This window comes from Pelomonas sp. Root1237, from assembly GCF_001425055.1.
Classification (GTDB): Bacteria; Pseudomonadota; Gammaproteobacteria; order Burkholderiales; family Burkholderiaceae_C; genus Pelomonas.
Window position 1 is genome coordinate 162,353 of record NZ_LMDK01000017.1, and the last position, 17,008, is coordinate 179,360.

Consider the following 17,008-nt stretch of genomic DNA (forward strand, 5'->3'; position numbering starts at 1 on the left):
CGCCATGGCCCCAGCCATGGCTGTGCTTTGCGCCTTGCAGCCCATCCCAAATCACGGCGCGCCGCATCGCGGGAACTCATTCAGCGCTTCCCTAGAATTTCATTATCCACGAGGGCCCTTCCCTATGACCTATGCCCCGACCTCGGCCTTGATTGCCGAACTGCTTGCCCGCCCCGCCGACGCCGACCGCCTGATGCGCGCCGCCTGCGCCGAGTTGCGCGCCCATCCCCTGCCGCCAGCCCCGCCCGATGCCAACGCCCTGCGCACCGGCCTGGGCCGCGTTGCCGAGGCGGGGCTGGACGGCGTGCTGCATCGCCTCGTCGCCGATGTGCCACACGGCTGCGTGACGGAGAGCCTCGCTGCACTGCTGCGCCCGCCCGAACTGGCCTGGGACGAAGCCCAGGAGATCGACTGGGCCGCACGCCATTGGCAGGAATGCCGCGCCGAGGGTCTGCTAGACGAGGACCTGGCGGCCGACTTCGGCGAGTACTGGCGGCGGCTGGAATGGAGCGCGTTGCGCCAACACCTTGTGCTGCTGGCGACCCTGGGCGAAGGCCACGCCGACGAGCGCCGGCTGATGGCCCATGTCGCCAAGACATCGAGCCGCTACGTCGCCTTCGGGCCGCTCAAGCGGGCGATGGAGGCGCGCCATCCAGAATTCTTCGTGCTCGGTTTCAGCCTGCGCTGAGCCGAAAGCAAAACGACCCCGGGGCCGAGGCCGCGGGGTCGCCGTGGGGTGCGGATGAATCAGGCCTTGCGGCGGCGCTTGGCCAGGCCGACACCGGCCAGGGCAATGCCCACCAGCGCATAGCTGGCCGGTTCAGGCAGAGCGGCGGCACCGGTCTGGTAGGCCCACAGGCCCAGGTCGCTGTAGGCCGAAGTGTTATTGGGGTTGTAGTGGTCCCAGCTGCCATTGGTGCCGGCGTAGGCGTAGGCATAGGCATTCGGGTTGCTGGCACCGACGTCGGCGTAGTTGCCCCACATCAGGCCGCGCGAGGACGAACCACCGATGACCGAGCTCAGCGCGTTCCAGTCGCCGCCGGGCGTGCTGGTCCACAGCGCATCCACGTCGCTCAGCGAAGCGACCGAGAAGCCGGCAGCGGTGGCCGTGTTGACCTGAGCCATGTAGTTCATGTTGAACAGGTCGGGCAGCTGGAGCCAGACACGGCCGGTGGTCGTGTCCTGGAAGGTGGCATAGCCGTTCACATCGGCGTGCGCCACGAGGCCGGCGTGAGCGGCACCGGCGCCCAGGCCGATGACGGTAGTGAGGGCGACGGCCAACAGCTTGGTCGAGAAGGTCATTTGATTTATGAACTAGGGGTTGACGACGGACGCATATTGCCCGGGTCACCTCCAAGCTCCGCCCCCTCGCCTCCAGGGGGTCAGGCCATGCCTTGTGAACAAGTTCGCAGCCGCCCGGCCGCGTCTTCCCCCGTGATCACGGGGGCAGCGCCTCAGGGGCAGGTCGCGCAGCCCGCCGCGACCAGCCAGGGGTCCTTGTCCTCGCCGCCGAAGATCTGCAGCAGGAAGTCGAGGAAGGCGCGCGTGCGTGCCGGCACGTATTTGCGGGTCGGCATGCCGGCCCACAGCGTCGTGCCAAACAGCCGCCACTGCGGCATGACGCGCTCCAGCGCCTGCTCCAGCAGCGCGTCCTCGACCATGAAGCTGGGCAGCCCGGCCACGCCCAGGCCGTGCAGGGCGGCGGCGTAATTGGTGTCCATGTGCGTCGTCGACAGCGCGGCGCGCGAGGGCACGATGGGCAGGGTGATCTCCTCGGTGCCGTCGCCGCGCTGCAGCGTCAGGCCGCGCATCAGCGAAGGCGTGGGCGGCAGCAGCGCGTCGTGTTGCTTGAGGTCGTGCGGATGCTGGGGGCGGCCGCGCTGGTCCAGATAGTCGGGCGAGGCGCACATGATGAATTCACTGCGTGCCAGGCGGCGGGCGATGAAATCGCCGTCCAGCGTCTCGCGGGACAGGAAGATGGTCAGGTCGTAGGCATCGTCCACCGTGTCGACCGGGCCGGGCGACGTGATCTCCAGCGTCACCAGCGGGTACTCGCGATGGAACTTGGGCAGGTGCTTGGCGAGCTGATGCACGGCGATGGCCGGCGGGCACAGGATGCGCAGCAGGCCGCGCACCTCTTGGGTGGCCGAGGCGGCCAGCGCCGCGGCCTCGTCGACATCGGCCAGGATGCGCCGCGCCCGCTCCAGATAGGCCTCGCCGATCTCGGTCAGCGACAGCCGCCGCGTCGTGCGGTTCAAGAGCCGCGTGCCGAGATGCTCTTCCAGCTCGGCCACCAGCCGCGTGACGACGGCCGGCGCCAGGTCCAGCCCGCGTGCCGCGGCGGCAAAACTGCCCTCGTCGATGACGCGGACGAAAACCTTGATGGCGCGTAGCTGATCCATCCTGGTTCAGGGATGAGCGGCCATCACTTGCGCGACCGCCGCGGTCAGTCGCTTGCCATAGGGCACGTGCAGGAACTCGTTGGGCCCGTGGGCATTGCTCTTCGGTCCGAGCACGCCGCAGACCATCATCTGCGCCTTGGGGAAGCCCTTTTGCAGCATGCTCATCAGCGGGATGGTGCCGCCCTGGCCGATATAGCCGACCGGCGCGCCGAAATGGGCCTGGCTGGCGTCGTTGAGCGCCTGGCTGAGCCAGGGCGACAGCTCGGGGGTGTTCCAGCCGGTGGCGCCGTAGGCCCCGGCGCGGCCGTCGGGCGTGAAGGTGACCTTGGCGTTGTAGGGCGCATTGTCCTCCAGCAGGGCCTTCAGCTTGAGCGCCGCCTCGTTGCCGTCAATGAGCGGCGGCAGGCGCAGCGACAGCTTGAAGGCCGTGTAAGGCCGCAGCACATTGCCGGCGTTCTTCAGCTCGGGGAAGCCATCGGCGCCGACAACCGACAACGTCGGCCGCCAGGTGCGGTTCAGCAGCACCTCGACCGGGTCGGTCGTCACCGGCAGCACCGGGCCGCCGTCCGCACCGCAGGCCCAGGGCATGCGCTTGTAGACCTCTTCCTTCAGGATGGCCGCCGTCGCTTTGACCTGGTCCAGGCGGGCGCCGGGGATGTCGCAGTGGAAGCTTTCGGGCAGAAGACGGCCCGTCTTGCTGTCCTCCAGCCGGTCCAGCACCTGGCGCAGGATGCGGAAGGACGAGGGCACGACGCCCGAGGCGTCGCCGCTGTGGATGCCTTCGGCCAGCACCTCGACCTTCAGCACGCCCGACACCATGCCGCGCAGCGAGGTCGTCAGCCAAAGCTGGTCATAGTTGCCGGCGCCGGAATCCAGGCAGACGACCAGCGACACATTGCCCAGCCGCGGGCCCAGCAGATCGAGATAGGCGGGCAGGTCGAAGCTGCCGCTCTCCTCGCAGGTCTCGATCAGGCCGACGCAGCGCGGGCGCGGGATGCCCTGCTTGTCCAGCGCCATGATGGCCGTCAACGACGCGTAGACGGCATAACCATCGTCGGCGCCGCCGCGGCCATAGAGCAGGCCGTTCTCGTACTTGGGCGTCCAGGGGCCGAGGTCGTTGCGCCAGCCGCTGAACTCGGGCTGCTTGTCCAGGTGGCCGTAGACGACGACGGTGTCGTCCGAGCCCGCCTTGGTGGCCGGCACCTCGAAGAAGATGACCGGCGTGCGGTCGGGGATGCGCACCACTTCGAGCTTCAGGCCGGCAACCTTCTTGCTCTCGACCCAGGCGGCGGCCTGGGTCAGCACCTTCTCGATATGGCCGTTCTTCGCCCAGTCGGCGTCGAACATCGGGCTCTTGGCCGGAATGGCGATGTAGTCGGTCAGCGCGGGGACGATTTCCTCGTCCCAGACGCGGGCGGCAAAGTCGCCCAGCGCGGTGGCCTCGTCGGCTTGCAGGGGCAGGTGGGGATCACGTGCGTTCATGGCGTACTCCTGGCGCTTGTGGCGCGACTTACCAGTTTAGGCTTGGCCGCGACAGCCATCACGCCGCCTGGGATAACTACCGGCGGCACTCCTGGCATCAAGCGCTTAGGCTCGACGCCAAGATGCGCTTGTTACTGATTGTTCTGATCGCGCTGCTGACCGGCTGTGCCTCAGGCCCCAAATTCACCGTGGACGACGGCCGCAAGGTCGACGAGACGCTGCTGGCCGGCATGCGTGCCTATGGCGCCGGCGAGCGCCTGATCCGCCCGGCCATCGCCCGCAGCGCGGCGCTGAAGGACAAGGACTGCGACAAGCAGTGGGAGCTGCCCTTCGCCGTGGCCACCAGCGCCGGCTGGAGCGCCGATGACCGCGTCGCCTGGGTGCGCGCCCTGCAGGTGGACGAGAGGCTGACCGTCATCGCCGTCACCCAGGATTCGCCGCTGGCCCCGAGCGACCGCATCGTGCGCGTCGGCGGCCGCGAGGACATCGACGGCGAGCGCCTGCTGGAAACGCTGGCCGAGGCGCGCGACGCTGGCAAGCCCTTCAACGTCGGCCTGGCCTCAGGCCGCAACGTCGCCATCAAGCCCTTCGAAGTCTGCCGCGGCTACACACGCTTCGCACCGCCCAACACGGCGCAGCTGCAGGACTACCACTGGCTGCTCAGCCTGCACCCGCTGGAGGTGACCCAGGCCGAGCCCACACCCGACGAGGCGCTGTGGATGGTGTTGTGGACGCAGGGCCTGTCCGAAGAGGGCGGGGCCCGCATGAAGACCTACCACTACGCGATCAAGATCGCCGGCACCCTCTACAACCTGGCCACACTGGCCTCGGGCGTCAAGGCCGCGGCGCTGGCCGCCGACGCCGCGATGAGCGCGGCCAAGAGCGCCGCGGCCAACGTGGCCAGCGAGTTCCTCAAGCAGCAGCTCATCGAGCAGGGCAAGGCGCTGGCGACGCAGAAGATCCGCGAAGGCCTGGTGGACGCTGCTCAACAGCTGACGCGCCAGCAGGTCATGAACGTGATGCAGGCCGCGGCCGCCAACCGCGGCTCGCTGTCGGGCGTCTCCCGCATCGCGGCCACCACCTTCGACTATGCCGACGCCTGGGCCTTCACGCGCATGGCGGCCCTGGGCGCGTCGCCGCTGGCGGGCTTCACGCTGCACCAGAAACTCATCGAGCGCAGCCTGGCCGCCAACGCCTTCCTGTTCGACGCCGACCGCCTGGCGGCCATCAACAAGATCGCCGCCGCACGCGGTTTCGAGGCCGAGGTGGTCGCCATCCTCGGTGGCCTGCGCGCCGACACGCTGCGGGCCGAGATCGGCGCCATGCCGCTGGCCTCGTCGCGCGGCAGCTTCAGCTTCGACAACCCCGACGACCCCGGCGCCAGCCGTTTCTCCCGCGGCCTGGTCGACGCCATGCTGGAACTGCCCGCCGAGTCGGCCACCAAGAAATGAAGTTCGCCATCACGCTGCTGCTGTTGACGGCCGCCTGGGCTCAGGCACAGACGCCTCCCGAAGCCGCGGCGTCGGCACCCGAGCCCGCAGCTTCCGAGCCCGTCGCCGCGCCGGCCCCACCGCCGCCCAGCTGCGCCCAACTGTCGAGCCGGGCGCTGTCGGCCGACCTGCGTGCCGCCACGGCCCAATCGCAGAACCAGCCACTGGAGGCCCTCGTCAAGCTCTACGACGAGGCGGTTGCGCAATGGGGCGGGGCACTGGCCAGCTGCGACGGCCGCGCTCGCGAACGCGCCCAACGCAACCTGGCCGACAGCCAGAAGACCCGCGAAGCCCTGGCCGAGAAGCTGCAGTCCGGCAGCCAGTGCGAGAGTGCCCACCGCGATGCCGCCTCGCTGCAGGAGCTGGCCCGCGCGGCCTTTGGCGAGCGACGCTTTGGCGACGCCGCCAGCCTCTACCGCAAGGCCGAGGGCATGTGGGAGCTGGCCGCCGAGCAGTGCAACGGCAGCCAGCAGCAGACTGCCCAGCGCCGCCGCGAGCAGAGTGAGATCGACGGCCACAACGCCGAGTTCTGCGCCGCGCCCTTCGAGCGCGCCCGCGAGTTCTCCAGCAAGCTGCGCAACACCGGCGCCGCCCTGCCGCTGGCCGAGCGCCAGACACAAAGCCAGATCGGCGAGACGCTGTGGCGCGACACCGCCAAGCTCTGCAAAGGCAGCGCCCAGGAGCTGGCGACGAACAACGCCCAGGCCCTGGCTCGCGAGCGCGGCACACCCTGGGTGGCGACACCGCTGCCCGGCGCGCCGGCACCGGTGGTTGCGGCAGCGCCCAAACCGGCGGCCGCGATGGCGGCACCCGTCACCAACAAGGCCGCTGCCAGCGCGCCACCGCCGGCCCCGCCTGGGCTGCGCCAGGCAGCAGCCGCACCGATCACGCCCCTCGCCCAGGCCACAGCAGCGCCGGTGCCGGTTCCCGAGCCCAAGCTTTTCGATCGCATGGCCGGTGACACGCGCTACGTTGGCCAGTTCGTGCGCAATGACGACGACACCGTCACGGGCTCCGGTCGCGTCGAGTGGAAGAACGGCGACGTCTACGAAGGCCCGCTGCTGCGCAGCCAGCGCCAGGGCGTCGGCGAGATCCGCTGGGCCGCCGGCCAGCGCTACAAGGGCGACTGGGTGGCCGACCGCGCCACCGGCCGCGGCACCATGAGCTTTGCCAACGGCAATCACTACGAAGGCACGTTGATGGACGGCCAGCCAGAGGGCGAAGGCAAGCTGACCTATGCCTCGGGCGACGTCTACAGCGGCCAGATCCGCCAGGGGCTGCCGCATGGCCGCGGCAGCTATGTCTGGATGAGCGGCCAGCGCTACGAGGGCGAATGGGTCAACGACAAGCCACAGGGCCAGGGCAAGATGCGCTTCAGCAACGGCAACCAGTACGAAGGCCAGATGGCCGCCGGCCTGCCCCAGGGACGCGGCCGCATGATCTTCCCTGGCGGCGACGTCTACGAGGGCGAGTTCGACGCCGGCAAGGCCCACGGCCAGGGCAAATACGCCTGGCGCAGCGGCGAGCGCTACGAAGGCGCCTGGGCGCGCGGCCTCAAGCATGGCCAGGGCACCTTCCACTGGCCCAGCGGCGATCGCTGGGAAGGTGTGTTCAAGGACGACGAGCGCACGGACGAGGGCTTCATGGTGCGCAAAGGCAGCTGAGGGACGGCCCGAGACTGCCGCCTCCGTTACGCTTGCCCCATCAGCTTTTCTTTTGGAGATCCACGATGAAGACCCTGCTCACCGCCCTCGTCACCGCCCTCGCCATCGCTGCCCCGGCGGCCGAGGCGCGCGTGGCCCAGCACCACAAGACCAGCCAGGCCAGCAGCGGCATCCATGCCAAGACCGCCGCCAAGAAGACGACCAAGGCCAAGCACAAGAAGGCGGCCAAGAAGGGCCACAAGAAATCGGCCTGAGCTGCTGAAACCTAGGAGGCTGTCGGGCTTGGGGTCGGGTGCGCGCCAGGGCGAGTTGCGGGGTGAGACAAGGCGCGGGCGAGGCGTGTGGCGGGCCACACAACGAGTTCGCAACGCCGGATCGCCCCGCAAATCGCCCTGGCCCTGCGGGTTGGGCCTGCAAGGGCGCCGATCCTGCGTTGCAAATGCTCGCGGTACGCCCGGTACCGCTGCGCTTTGCGCCTTGTCTCAGCACCCTGCAGGCCCAACGCGCACCCGACCCCAAGCCCGACAGCCTCCTAGGGCCGGATGAAGTAGCGCGCCGGGATAGCACGCGTTGCCTCACTCAGCCCGGGGTTGTCGATCTGCAGCACGCGGCGCTCGGCCAACCGGGCCTGCGCGAGCCCCGCATGCCGGGCAGCGAACAGCGTGTTGAACGAGCCGTCTTCGAAGGCCCGCGTCAGCCCCTCGGTGATGGCCGCGTGGCGCTCGCCGTCCCCGCGACGCACGAAGAGCAGGCGCGCGAACGGGTAGACCAGGGCGAGGTCGGGCTCCACGACAACATCCGGCGCCAACGCCTGCCATTGGGTCAGCAGGCCGTGGATCTCGTTCAGGCCCAGGGGCAAGTAGTCGAAGCGGCCCGCCTGCAACTGGCGGAACAACGTCGGCAGATCGCTGCCGCTAACAACCCCCAGGCCGGCGGCGAGCAGCAACTGCGTATCGGGCCAGTCCTGGCCCTGACCGGCACGCAGCCGGGCGAGGCCGGCCAGGTCGTGCACCGCGCGGAACGCGGGCACCATGCCGGCACGGACCAGCAACAGTCGCCAGCCACTGAGGCCTCGGTCGACAGGCAGGTGCACCGGCTGAAAACGGGCTTCGAAGGCTCGACTGGTGCCCATGTCTATCACGTCGATTTCGCCCGTCTCAAGCTGGTACAGCGAGCGCCGGTAGTTGGTGGACGTGGGCGCCAGCAACAGCTCGAAGGGCCGCCCCCATTTCTGCAGCGCCAGGCGCAGCCCTTGGAAGCCGAAGGCCTCTTCGCCCTGGTCGTTGACGCGCGGGTAGACGAAGCGCAGCGGCGCGGCCTCAGCCCGCACCCAGGGCGCCACACCGGCAGCCAGCATGGAGGCGAGGAAACGAGCGCGCAACATGTAGCGAGCCTAGCGAATCAAGGCGCGCCGTGGGCTAGGGTTTGAGTCCGTTGCGCGCCGGCCGGGTGCTCACTCTCGTTCGAACTTGAACACGGCCACGCTGGCCATCAGATTGGGCCGCGTGCGCACCACGCCGCCATCCTGCAGGCCGAAACTGTCCAGGATCTTGAGCCGGTTCTTGCGCGCCAGCACGCCGAAGTCGGCAAAGGTGCCGACGCGGATATTGGGTGTGTCGTACCACTCGTAGGGCAGGGCTCGGGTGACTGGCATGCGTCCGAACAGCACCTGCAGCCGGTTGGGCCAGTGGGCGAAGTTGGGGAAGCTGACGATGCCCATCTTGCCCACGCGCGCCGTCTCCTTGAGCATGGCCTCGGCGTTGCGCAGGTTCTGCAGCGTCTCCAGCTGCAGCACGACGTCGAAGCTCTGCTCCTCGAAGATGGCCAGGCCCTCTTCCAGGTTGCGCTGGATGACGTTGACACCGCGCTTCACGCAGGCCAGCAGGTTGGCGTCGTCCAGTTCCACGCCGTAGCCGCTGCAGCCCTTGTGCTTGATGAGGTGCTCAAGCAGCTCGCCGGTGCCGCAGCCCAGGTCGAGCACACGTGAGCCGGGCGGCACCAGCGCCGCGATGGCCGGGTCGAAGCTCATATGGCCACCCCCTTCAGCTGCAAGCCGGCGGGCCGCTCCAGGCTCGTGGCGATGCGCTCGAAATAGGCCCCCAGCACACCGTGATAGCGCGGATCGTCGAGCAGGAAGGCGTCGTGACCATGCGGCGCGTCGATCTCCGCATAGGACACGTCCAGCCGGTTGTCGAGCAGGGCCTTGACGATCTCGCGTGAACGGTCGGGCGAGAAGCGCCAGTCGGTCGTGAAGCTGACGATGAGGAACTTGGCGCGAGCGGTTGCGAAGGCGCGCGTCAGGTCGCCGCCATGCTCGGAGGCCGGGTCGAAGTAGTCGAGCGCACGGGTGATGAGCAGATAGGTGTTGGCGTCGAAGTAGTCGCTGAACTTGTCGCCCTGGTAGCGCAGATAGCTCTCGATCTGGAACTCGATGTCCTGCGTCGAATAGCCCAGCGCACCGCCCTTGAGCTCGCGGCCGAACTTCTCGGCCATGACGTCGTCGCTCAGGTAGGTGATGTGGCCGATCATGCGTGCCACCCGAAGGCCACGCTTGGGCACCACGCCGTGGGCGTAGAAGTGGCCGCCGTGAAAATCGGGGTCGGTGACGATGGCGCGGCGCGCGACCTCGTTGAAAGCGATGTTCTGCGCCGACAGATTCGGCGCGGTCGCGACGGCAATGCAGTGGCTCACGCGCTCGGGATAGCGCAGCGCCCAGTCCAGCGCCTGCATGCCGCCCAAGGACCCACCCAGCACGGCTGCCAGCTTCAGGATGCCGAAGCGCTCGACCAGGCGGGCCTGGGAATCCACCCAGTCCTGCACGGTGATGACGGGGAAGTCGGCGCCCCAGGCCCGGCCCGTGGCGGGGTTGACATGCATGGGGCCGGTCGAGCCGAAGCAGGAACCGAGGTTGTTGACGCCGATGACGAAGAACTTGTCGGTGTCCAGCGGCTTGCCCGGGCCGATGAGGTTGTCCCACCAGCCCTCGCTCTTGGCTTGGCCGGCCAGGGTGCCGGCGACATGGTGGCTGGCATTCAGCGCATGGCAGACCAGCACGGCATTGCTGCGCTCGGCATTGAGCTGGCCATAGGTCTCGACCATCAGGTCGTAGGCCGGCAGGCTGGCCCCGCTGCGCAGCGGCAGCGGTTCGTCGAAATGAAAACTCTGCGGCGACACGTCGCCGACGCTACGGCCCGTCATGGCCTTACTCCAATAAAAAACCGGCGCCACTGTTGCGGGACGCCGGCTGATCGGAGCCCTGTTTAGCGGCATTTATTGAGCGCCCGCAATCCGGAACAAATCGGCGCTATGCGGCGGATTCTAGGCGTTCCCGTCGAGCCTGAACTGCGCCACCGCGCCCGTCAGCAACTGCAGCTGCTGGCGCAGGCTGTCGGCGGCGGCGGCAGACTCCTCCACCAGCGCAGCGTTCTGCTGCGTCATGTGATCGAGCTGGCTGACCGCGCCGTTGATCTGGCCGATGCGCGAGCTCTGGTCGGCCGCACCGGCCGCCACCTCGCCGATCATGTCGCTGACCTTTTGCACGTTGTCGACGATCTCCTGCATGGTGGTGCCAGCATGCTGCACGAGCCGGGAGCCCGTCTCGGTGCGCTCCAGGCTGGCCGCGATCAGCGACTTGATCTCGCGCGCCGCGTCGGCCGAGCGCTGCGCGAGCAGGCGCACCTCGCTGGCGACGACCGCGAAGCCGCGCCCCTGTTCGCCGGCGCGCGCCGCCTCGACGGCCGCGTTCAGCGCCAGGATGTTGGTCTGGAAGGCGATGCTGTCGATCAGTCCGAGGATGTCGCCGATGCGGCGCGAACTGGTGTTGATCTGCTCCATCGTCGCGACGACGTCGGCCACCTCCTGGCCGCCGCGACGCGCGACTTCGGCTGCGCCTTCGGCCAACTGGCGAGCCTTGCCGGCGGCATCGGCGCCATGGCGCACGCCGCTGGTCAGGTCTTCCATCGAACTGGTCGTCTGCTGCAGGCTGGACGCCGCCTGCTCGGTGCGCTGGCTCAGGTCCTGGTTACCCGACGCGACCTCGGTGCTGGCCGTCTCGATGCTCATCGCCGAGGTCTTCACCTGCCGCACCAGGTCGCGCAGGCTGGATTGCATCGCATCCAGGGCGCGCAACAGCTCGGAGGCTTCGTCGCGACCGACGATGCGGATGGCGTTGTTCAGGTCGCCGCTGGCGATGGACTGGGCCACGCTGCCGGCATAGCGCATCGGGCTGGTGATGGTGGACGAGTTGATCAGCGTGAGCGGCACGACGAGCACCATGACGAGGACCAGCACGGCCAGCGATCGCCAGGCGATGCGGCCCATCTCGGCGCCGAACTCGGCCTCGGTGGCCTTGGCCTGGGCATCGATGAGGGCGGCGATGCTCTCAACGCGCTTCTCGGTCTCGCGCATCGCTGCCTTGGGCCGGTTCAACATGCGGTCGGCCACCTTGGCGGTGTCAAAGCCGCCGGCCTCGATCTGGTTGAGCACCGGCTGGGCCGCCGTGCGGTAGTCCTGCAGGAACTTCAGCGCCTCGGCCGCCACGGCCTTGTTCTCCTCCCGCGTGCCCTCCTGCAGGCCCTGCAGCGCCGCTACCAGACGCTGGGCTGCGGCGTCCCAGCGCTGGCGGAACTGCTTGACCTGCTCGGGCGTCTCGTAGGCGATGACCATCTCCTTTTCCTCCAGCCGCACGTCGGCCAGCCCCTGGCGGATGGCGGCCAGGTGCTGCAGGTCGCGCATCGCATGCGTGGTGACGTCGACATTGAGCGCCATCAGCTGGCGGCCGCCAAGCAAGCCGGTCACGCCCAAAGCGGCAAACATCAGCAGCACCAGCAAGATGGCCCCGTGCATGCGGGTGCGGATGGTGAAGCTGCGCATCCAGGTGGCGAGGTCCATGTTCGTGTCTCCTAGTTAGGCCGCTTGGGCAGCGGCCTCGTTGCCTGCATGCTAGTGAAGCGGCTACTGATGGCAAGCGACCTTTTGCCGCAACTTGTGGTTACTGAACACTTGACCAATAATCGCCGACATGCCCCGCCCCAGCCAGGATCAGGATCAAGCCCTGCTCGCCGCCGGCGCCGCCCTCTACCCGGGGCTCGGCTGCGCGGGTCTGTCGGTGCGCCGCGTGGCCGAGGCGGCCGGCGTCAACCCGGCCATGGTCCACTACCACTTCGGCAGCAAGGACGCCTTCCTGCGCGCCTTGCTGCAGCGGCATTACGAGGAGATGTTCAGCGCGCTGTCGCTGAGCAGCCAAGGTGAAGCCGATGTCATGGAGCGACTGGCCACGGCCCTGCTGGGCGTGGCGCGCTTTGTGCGCGAGCACCGGCCGCTGATCGCGCGGGTCTGGGCCGATGCTCAGGCCGGTCAGGGCGTGGCCCAGGATTTCTTGCGCGCCAACGCGCCGCGCCACCTGGGCGTGCTGCTTGCCCTGCTGCAGGAGGCCGAGGCGCGCGACTGCCTGCCGCGGCAACCGCTGCTGACACGCTTTTCCTTCCTGATGGGCGCAGTCGTTGCGCCGCTGATCCTGGTCGGCGGCATGAAATCCATCGATGTGGTCCCCCCCGCGCTGCTGGCCGCGGTGGACGACGAAGTGCTGTCGGATGCGGCCTTGCAACGGCGCATCGAATGGGCGCTGCTCGGCCTGGCCAGCGGCGTCTGAGGAGTCGACATGAAACGAATCCTTCCCTTGCTCGCCGTGCTGCTGGTCGGCTGCGGCGACAAGCCGCCCGAGGGCTGGACGGGTTATGCCGAGGCCGAATTGGTCTATATCGCGCCGCCGGTGGCCGGTCGGCTGGCCACGCTGGCCGTTCGCTCCGGCGAGGCCGTCACCGCCGGCCAGGCGCTGTTCGAACTGGACGCGACACCCGAGGTCGCGGCCGACGCCGAGGCCAGCGCACGCGCGCGAAGCGCGCAGGCCCAGGCACAGGATGCCGACAAGGGCCGGCGCGGCCCTGAGCTGGCCGTCACGAAGGCTCAACTCGACCAGGCCCGCGCTGCTGAACGCCTGGCCAGCATCGACCTGACGCGCCAGCAGGAGTTGCTAGGCCGGGGCTTCGTCGCCCAGGCTCGCGTCGACGACGCCGCGACGGTGCTGGCTCAGGCCCGTGCTCGCGTGATGGAGCTGGACGCCGCGTTGCAAGTGGGCCGGCTGCCGGCGCGGGATGACGAGCGCAATGCCGCCCGCGCTCTGGCCGACGCAGCCCAGAGCGGCCGCGCGCAGACAGCCTGGCGCGTCGAGCAGAAGCGCCAGAGCGCGCCCATGCCGGCGCGCGTGCAGGACGTCTTCCTGCGTCCCGGCGAGTGGGTGGCCGCCGGCCAACCCGTGCTGGCCCTGCTGCCGCCGGCCAACCGCAAGGCGCGCTTCTACGTGCCGCAGTCGGCGCTCGGCGGCTTGAAGCTGGATGCGCCGGTGAACTTGCGCTGCGACGGCTGTGGCGCAGCCATTGCGGCGCGCATCAGCTTCATCGCCGCCGGCCCGGAATACACGCCACCAGTCATCTATTCCAACCAGCAGCGCGACAAACTCGTCTTCCTTGTCGAGGCGCGGCCGGTGAAGGCCGAGGACGCGGAGCGCTTGCATCCGGGGCAGCCGTTGGATGTCACGCCATGACGGCGCCGAGCGCAGGGCCGCCCCAAGCCGGCGCGCATCCCCTCGGGGGATCGGGCGCGGTACACCGCGACCGAGGGGCCAGCGACCTCGAGCTGGCCATTGATGTCCGGGGGCTGAGCAAGTCCTACGGCAACCGCAAGGTGGTCGACGGCGTCGACATGCAGGTCGCCACCGGCCGCATCGTCGGCTTCCTTGGCCCCAATGGCAGCGGCAAGACGACGTCGTTGCGCATGCTGTGCGGGCTGCTGACGCCCGACGCCGGGGAAGGGAAGGTATTGGGCCTGGACTTCCGCCGCCAGGCCGCCGAGGTCAAGCGCCAGGTCGGCTACATGACGCAGAAGTTCGGCCTCTACGAAGACCTGTCGATCCGCGAGAACCTGGACTTCATCGCGCGGCTGTTCTCGATGGAAAACCGCAAGCAAGCCGTCGACGATGCGCTGGAGCGCCTGGGCCTGAAGAGCCGCGAGAAGCAATTGGCCGGCGCGCTGTCCGGCGGCTGGAAGCAGCGCCTGGCCCTGGCCGCCTGCCTGCTGCACAAGCCTCGCCTGTTGCTGCTGGATGAACCCACGGCCGGCGTCGACCCCAAGGCGCGGCGCGAGTTCTGGGACCAGATCCGCCAGCTCGCTCAGGAGGGCATCACCGTGCTCGTGTCCACCCACTACATGGACGAAGCCGAGCGCTGCGACGAGCTGGTCTACATCGCCTACGGCCGCGTGCTGGCGCGTGGCACGGCAGCATCCGTCGTGCAGGAGGCGGGCGCCAAGGATCTCGAAGACGCCTTCGTCAAGCTCGTCGGCCAGGCCACTGACAACTATTCGGAAGCGCACTGATGCAGTCCCTGGCCCGCATCGTCGCCATCGCGCTGAAGGAAGTGCAGCAGATGCTGCGCGACAAGCTCACCTTCGCGATGGCGGTGGGCGTGCCCATCATGCAGCTGGTGCTGTTCGGCTATGCCATCAACACCGACCCCAAGGGCCTGCCCACGGCCGTCGTCTCGCAGGACACCAGCCCGATGGCACACAGCCTGGTCGCGGCGCTGCAGACGAGTGGCTACTTCCACATCGTCGAGAGCGGCATCGCGGAGTCGCGCGGGGACGCGCTGCTGCAGAGAGGCGACATCCAGTTCCTCGTCGTCGTACCGGACGACTTCGGCGCCCGCGTCGTGCGCGGCGAGAAACCGGCCGTGCTGATCGCGGCCGACGCGACCGACCCGTCGGCCGGCGGCAACGCCATCGCCGCGCTGAGCCAACTCGGCCAGACGGCGCTGAACCGCGACCTGCGCGGTGCCCTGGGCTCGCGGGCCCCGCAGCCCCTGCCCTTCGAGGTGCGCATCCAGCGCCGCTACAACCCCGAAGGCCTGTCGCGCTACAACATCGTGCCCGGGTTGGTCGGCACCATCCTGACGATGACCATGGTCATGCTGACGGCGCTGGCCATGACGCGAGAACGCGAGCGCGGCACGATGGAGAACCTGCTGGCCACGCCGGTGCGGCCCTTCGAGGTCATGGCCGGCAAGATCCTGCCCTATATCGTGCTGGGCTATGTGCAGCTGGGCGTCATCCTCGGCGCGGCCTTTGCGCTCTTCAACGTGCCCATGGTGGGCAGCGTGACGCTGCTGCTGGCCATGATCGGCGTCTTCATGCTGGCCAACCTGGGCGTGGGCTTCACCTTCTCGACGCTGGCGCAGAACCAGCTGCAGGCCCTGCAGCTGACCTTCTTCTTTTTCCTGCCGTCCATGTTGCTGTCGGGCTTCATGTTCCCTTTTCGCGGCATGCCGCAATGGGCGCAATACCTGGGCGAGGTGCTGCCGCTGACCCACTTCCTGCGCATCGTGCGCGGCGTCATGCTCAAGGGCTCGGGCGCAGCCGAGCTGCTGCCGGAGTTGTGGCCCATGCTGGCCTTTCTGGCCGCGGCGGGTGGCATCGCATTGCTGCGCTACCGGCAGACTCTCGACTGATCAATAGACGGGATCCGGCAGCTTTTCCTTGGCCACGACGCGCTGCGTTGCCGCCCGCTCGAACACCCGCTTCAGATAGGCGCCCAAAGCCGGCCGCGTCTTGGCCGGGTTGGCCTGCATGCGCGTCCAGCGGCACAGCATGAAGGCCAGCGGGTCGATGGCCGTGAATTGGTCACCCAGGAACCAGTCGCCGCCATGGCGGGCCAGCTCGGCGTCCATCTGGTCCAGCATGGGCGCGATCTGCGCCTCGGCACGGGCCTTCACCTCGTCGGCGTTGGCGGCCATGCGGTCGGGGTAGAAATAGTGGATCAGCATGGCCTGCAGCGTGTTGGTCAGCCAGACCATCCACTTGTAGTACTGGGCCCGCTCGGCGGTGCCGGGCGCTGGCGCAAAGCCGGCGTGGCAGTCGGCCAGATGCATCAGGATGGCGGCCGTCTCGTAGAGCACGAGATCACCGTCGACCAGCACGGGGATCACGCCGTTCGGGTTGAGCTTCAGATAGGCCGGCGACTTGTGCTCGTTGTTGGCACGGTCCACCTGGCGCAGCGTGTAGGGAATGCCCATTTCCTCGAGCAGGAGATGGGGCGCGAAGCTCGCGTTGCTGGGGTAGTAAAACAGTTCGATCATGGCGGTGCGACAGGCTGGGAACAGGAAGCGGTGAACTTTACGTGGCCGCAATGCCACCGCAGTGCACCCGCGCGACGCTGACGGCGTTGGCAATCCACCCCTGACTTCGGGTTGAAGACGATGAAGACTCTGCTCCATTCCTCTGCTGCGGCCCTGCTGGCGCTGACCGCTGTTCTGGCCGCACCGGCCGCCCACGCCGACGTGCGCGTTCGCGCCAACATCGGCATGGTGTTCGACAACCGCTACCACCACGACCACTACTACCCCGCGCCCGGCTATGTGGCACCCCACGTGCCCTACGGCTCGGTCATGATCGGCGCCGGCCCGGGGCGCTACTGGTTCCACGGCGGCGTCTGGTACCAGCCCTATGGCCCGCGCTACCGCGTCGTGCTGCCACCGGTCGGCGTGGTCATTCCGCTGCTGCCACCGGCCTATGTCACGCTGACGCTGAGCGGCCTGCCCTACTACTACGCCAACGGCGTCTACTACCGGCCGGTGCCGGAAGGCTACGTCGTCACGACACCGCCGCCCGAAGCCGCCACGGCCCAGGTGATGCCGGCACCTGCGGCCCCGGCGCCGAGGCCCGAACCCATCGTCTATCCGCGCAACGGCCAGTCGCCCGAGCAACTGGAGAACGACCGCCGCGACTGCAACCGCTGGGCGACGACTCAGCCGAACGCGCAGGCCGACAGCAGCGTGTTCAACCGCGCCATCGAAGCCTGCATGGACGGCCGCGGCTACACGATGAAGTAACGCCTCTCTGGGGCCGAGCGCCGGGCCGCTCC

Annotated in this window: 16 protein-coding genes, 1 pseudogene and 1 riboswitch; of the genes and pseudogenes, 9 read left to right on the forward strand and 8 right to left on the reverse strand. The window is 68.7% G+C overall.

Annotated features, from left to right (window positions below):
- Positions 1 to 124 precede the first annotated feature (124 nt).
- A complete protein-coding gene (locus tag ASC91_RS18710; RefSeq protein WP_056200112.1) occupies positions 125 to 688 on the forward strand; it encodes a hypothetical protein in 564 nt (187 codons plus the stop codon).
- 59 nt (positions 689 to 747) lie between these two features.
- Here ASC91_RS18710 and ASC91_RS18715 read toward each other — a convergent pair whose 3' ends face one another.
- From ASC91_RS18715 to ASC91_RS18725, 3 genes are all read right to left on the reverse strand, one after another.
- Positions 748 to 1,302: a PEP-CTERM sorting domain-containing protein gene (locus tag ASC91_RS18715; protein WP_056200115.1), complete on the reverse strand. Its 555-nt coding sequence runs from the start codon at positions 1,300 to 1,302 to the stop codon at positions 748 to 750.
- Between the two features lie 152 nt (positions 1,303 to 1,454).
- The gene (locus ASC91_RS18720) at positions 1,455 to 2,402 is read right to left on the reverse strand and encodes a LysR family transcriptional regulator (RefSeq protein ID WP_056200116.1); all 948 of its coding nucleotides are present in this window, start codon (positions 2,400 to 2,402) and stop codon (positions 1,455 to 1,457) included.
- A 6-nt stretch (positions 2,403 to 2,408) separates the two neighbouring features.
- A complete protein-coding gene (locus ASC91_RS18725) occupies positions 2,409 to 3,884 on the reverse strand; it encodes a M20 family metallopeptidase (protein WP_056200119.1) in 1,476 nt (491 codons plus the stop codon).
- Between the two features lie 128 nt (positions 3,885 to 4,012).
- On the opposite strand from ASC91_RS18725, the gene ASC91_RS18730 reads away from it, so the two are divergent.
- The 3 genes from ASC91_RS18730 (at position 4,013) to ASC91_RS29575 (ending at position 7,292) form a co-directional block, all read left to right on the forward strand.
- A complete protein-coding gene (locus tag ASC91_RS18730; protein WP_157281811.1) occupies positions 4,013 to 5,335 on the forward strand; it encodes a hypothetical protein in 1,323 nt (440 codons plus the stop codon).
- The gene (locus tag ASC91_RS18735; RefSeq protein WP_056200125.1) at positions 5,332 to 7,038 is read left to right on the forward strand and encodes an MORN repeat-containing protein; all 1,707 of its coding nucleotides are present in this window, start codon (positions 5,332 to 5,334) and stop codon (positions 7,036 to 7,038) included. Before ASC91_RS18730 ends, ASC91_RS18735 begins: the two co-directional genes overlap by 4 nt.
- 65 nt (positions 7,039 to 7,103) lie before the next feature.
- Entirely contained in the window at positions 7,104 to 7,292 is a 189-nt protein-coding gene (locus tag ASC91_RS29575; RefSeq protein ID WP_056200133.1) for a hypothetical protein, read from the forward strand.
- 278 nt (positions 7,293 to 7,570) lie between these two features.
- Here ASC91_RS29575 and ASC91_RS18745 read toward each other — a convergent pair whose 3' ends face one another.
- The 4 genes from ASC91_RS18745 to ASC91_RS18760 form a co-directional block, all read right to left on the reverse strand.
- Positions 7,571 to 8,422, reverse strand: a complete 852-nt coding sequence (locus ASC91_RS18745) for a hypothetical protein (protein ID WP_056200136.1) — start codon at positions 8,420 to 8,422, stop codon at positions 7,571 to 7,573.
- 69 nt (positions 8,423 to 8,491) lie between these two features.
- Positions 8,492 to 9,067 (reverse strand): methionine biosynthesis protein MetW, encoded by a 576-nt coding sequence (gene metW / locus ASC91_RS18750; RefSeq protein WP_056200139.1) that lies wholly within the window; start codon positions 9,065 to 9,067, stop codon positions 8,492 to 8,494.
- On the reverse strand, positions 9,064 to 10,236 hold the full coding sequence (locus ASC91_RS18755; protein ID WP_056200142.1) for a homoserine O-acetyltransferase: 1,173 nt from the start codon (positions 10,234 to 10,236) through the stop codon (positions 9,064 to 9,066). The genes metW and ASC91_RS18755 overlap by 4 nt, the downstream gene beginning before the upstream one ends.
- A 41-nt stretch (positions 10,237 to 10,277) precedes the next feature.
- Positions 10,278 to 10,353: riboswitch (SAM riboswitch) on the reverse strand.
- Between the two features lie 3 nt (positions 10,354 to 10,356).
- Positions 10,357 to 11,928: a methyl-accepting chemotaxis protein gene (locus ASC91_RS18760; RefSeq protein WP_056200145.1), complete on the reverse strand. Its 1,572-nt coding sequence runs from the start codon at positions 11,926 to 11,928 to the stop codon at positions 10,357 to 10,359.
- A 130-nt stretch (positions 11,929 to 12,058) separates the two neighbouring features.
- Here ASC91_RS18760 and ASC91_RS18765 point away from each other — a divergent pair, with 130 nt between their 5' ends.
- From ASC91_RS18765 to ASC91_RS18780, 4 genes and pseudogenes are all read left to right on the forward strand, one after another.
- Positions 12,059 to 12,688 (forward strand): TetR/AcrR family transcriptional regulator, encoded by a 630-nt coding sequence (locus tag ASC91_RS18765; RefSeq protein ID WP_056200148.1) that lies wholly within the window; start codon positions 12,059 to 12,061, stop codon positions 12,686 to 12,688.
- A 9-nt stretch (positions 12,689 to 12,697) separates the two neighbouring features.
- Complete coding sequence (locus ASC91_RS18770) at positions 12,698 to 13,639, forward strand: HlyD family secretion protein (RefSeq protein ID WP_082532812.1); 942 nt, start codon at positions 12,698 to 12,700, stop codon at positions 13,637 to 13,639.
- Positions 13,636 to 14,385, forward strand: a pseudogene (gene ccmA, locus ASC91_RS18775) (heme ABC exporter ATP-binding protein CcmA); the annotation flags it as partial. The gene ASC91_RS18770 and the pseudogene ccmA, both read left to right, overlap by 4 nt.
- An 83-nt stretch (positions 14,386 to 14,468) precedes the next feature.
- Positions 14,469 to 15,596 carry an ABC transporter permease gene (locus tag ASC91_RS18780; RefSeq protein ID WP_056200152.1) on the forward strand — a complete coding sequence of 376 codons (1,128 nt, stop codon included), beginning with the start codon at positions 14,469 to 14,471 and terminating at the stop codon, positions 15,594 to 15,596.
- Here ASC91_RS18780 and ASC91_RS18785 read toward each other — a convergent pair whose 3' ends face one another.
- A complete protein-coding gene (locus ASC91_RS18785; RefSeq protein ID WP_056200154.1) occupies positions 15,597 to 16,223 on the reverse strand; it encodes a glutathione S-transferase family protein in 627 nt (208 codons plus the stop codon). It lies immediately after the preceding gene.
- A gap of 120 nt (positions 16,224 to 16,343) precedes the next feature.
- Here ASC91_RS18785 and ASC91_RS18790 point away from each other — a divergent pair, with 120 nt between their 5' ends.
- Entirely contained in the window at positions 16,344 to 16,976 is a 633-nt protein-coding gene (locus tag ASC91_RS18790; RefSeq protein ID WP_157281813.1) for a DUF6515 family protein, read from the forward strand.
- Positions 16,977 to 17,008 lie beyond the last annotated feature (32 nt).

Excerpts from the sequence above, each read along its gene's own strand:
- ASC91_RS18710 (WP_056200112.1), top strand. The coding sequence starts at position 125 with ATGACCTATGCCCCGACCTCGGCCTTGATTGCCGAACTGCTTGCCCGC.
- ASC91_RS18715 (WP_056200115.1), bottom strand. The coding sequence starts at position 1,302 with ATGACCTTCTCGACCAAGCTGTTGGCCGTCGCCCTCACTACCGTCATC.
- ASC91_RS18720 (WP_056200116.1), bottom strand. The coding sequence starts at position 2,402 with ATGGATCAGCTACGCGCCATCAAGGTTTTCGTCCGCGTCATCGACGAG.
- ASC91_RS18725 (WP_056200119.1), bottom strand. The coding sequence starts at position 3,884 with ATGAACGCACGTGATCCCCACCTGCCCCTGCAAGCCGACGAGGCCACC.
- ASC91_RS18735 (WP_056200125.1), top strand. The coding sequence starts at position 5,332 with ATGAAGTTCGCCATCACGCTGCTGCTGTTGACGGCCGCCTGGGCTCAG.
- ASC91_RS29575 (WP_056200133.1), top strand. The coding sequence starts at position 7,104 with ATGAAGACCCTGCTCACCGCCCTCGTCACCGCCCTCGCCATCGCTGCC.
- ASC91_RS18745 (WP_056200136.1), bottom strand. The coding sequence starts at position 8,422 with ATGTTGCGCGCTCGTTTCCTCGCCTCCATGCTGGCTGCCGGTGTGGCG.
- metW (WP_056200139.1), bottom strand. The coding sequence starts at position 9,067 with ATGAGCTTCGACCCGGCCATCGCGGCGCTGGTGCCGCCCGGCTCACGT.
- ASC91_RS18755 (WP_056200142.1), bottom strand. The coding sequence starts at position 10,236 with ATGACGGGCCGTAGCGTCGGCGACGTGTCGCCGCAGAGTTTTCATTTC.
- ASC91_RS18760 (WP_056200145.1), bottom strand. The coding sequence starts at position 11,928 with ATGGACCTCGCCACCTGGATGCGCAGCTTCACCATCCGCACCCGCATG.
- ASC91_RS18765 (WP_056200148.1), top strand. The coding sequence starts at position 12,059 with ATGCCCCGCCCCAGCCAGGATCAGGATCAAGCCCTGCTCGCCGCCGGC.
- ASC91_RS18770 (WP_082532812.1), top strand. The coding sequence starts at position 12,698 with ATGAAACGAATCCTTCCCTTGCTCGCCGTGCTGCTGGTCGGCTGCGGC.
- ASC91_RS18780 (WP_056200152.1), top strand. The coding sequence starts at position 14,469 with ATGCAGTCCCTGGCCCGCATCGTCGCCATCGCGCTGAAGGAAGTGCAG.
- ASC91_RS18785 (WP_056200154.1), bottom strand. The coding sequence starts at position 16,223 with ATGATCGAACTGTTTTACTACCCCAGCAACGCGAGCTTCGCGCCCCAT.
- ASC91_RS18790 (WP_157281813.1), top strand. The coding sequence starts at position 16,344 with ATGAAGACTCTGCTCCATTCCTCTGCTGCGGCCCTGCTGGCGCTGACC.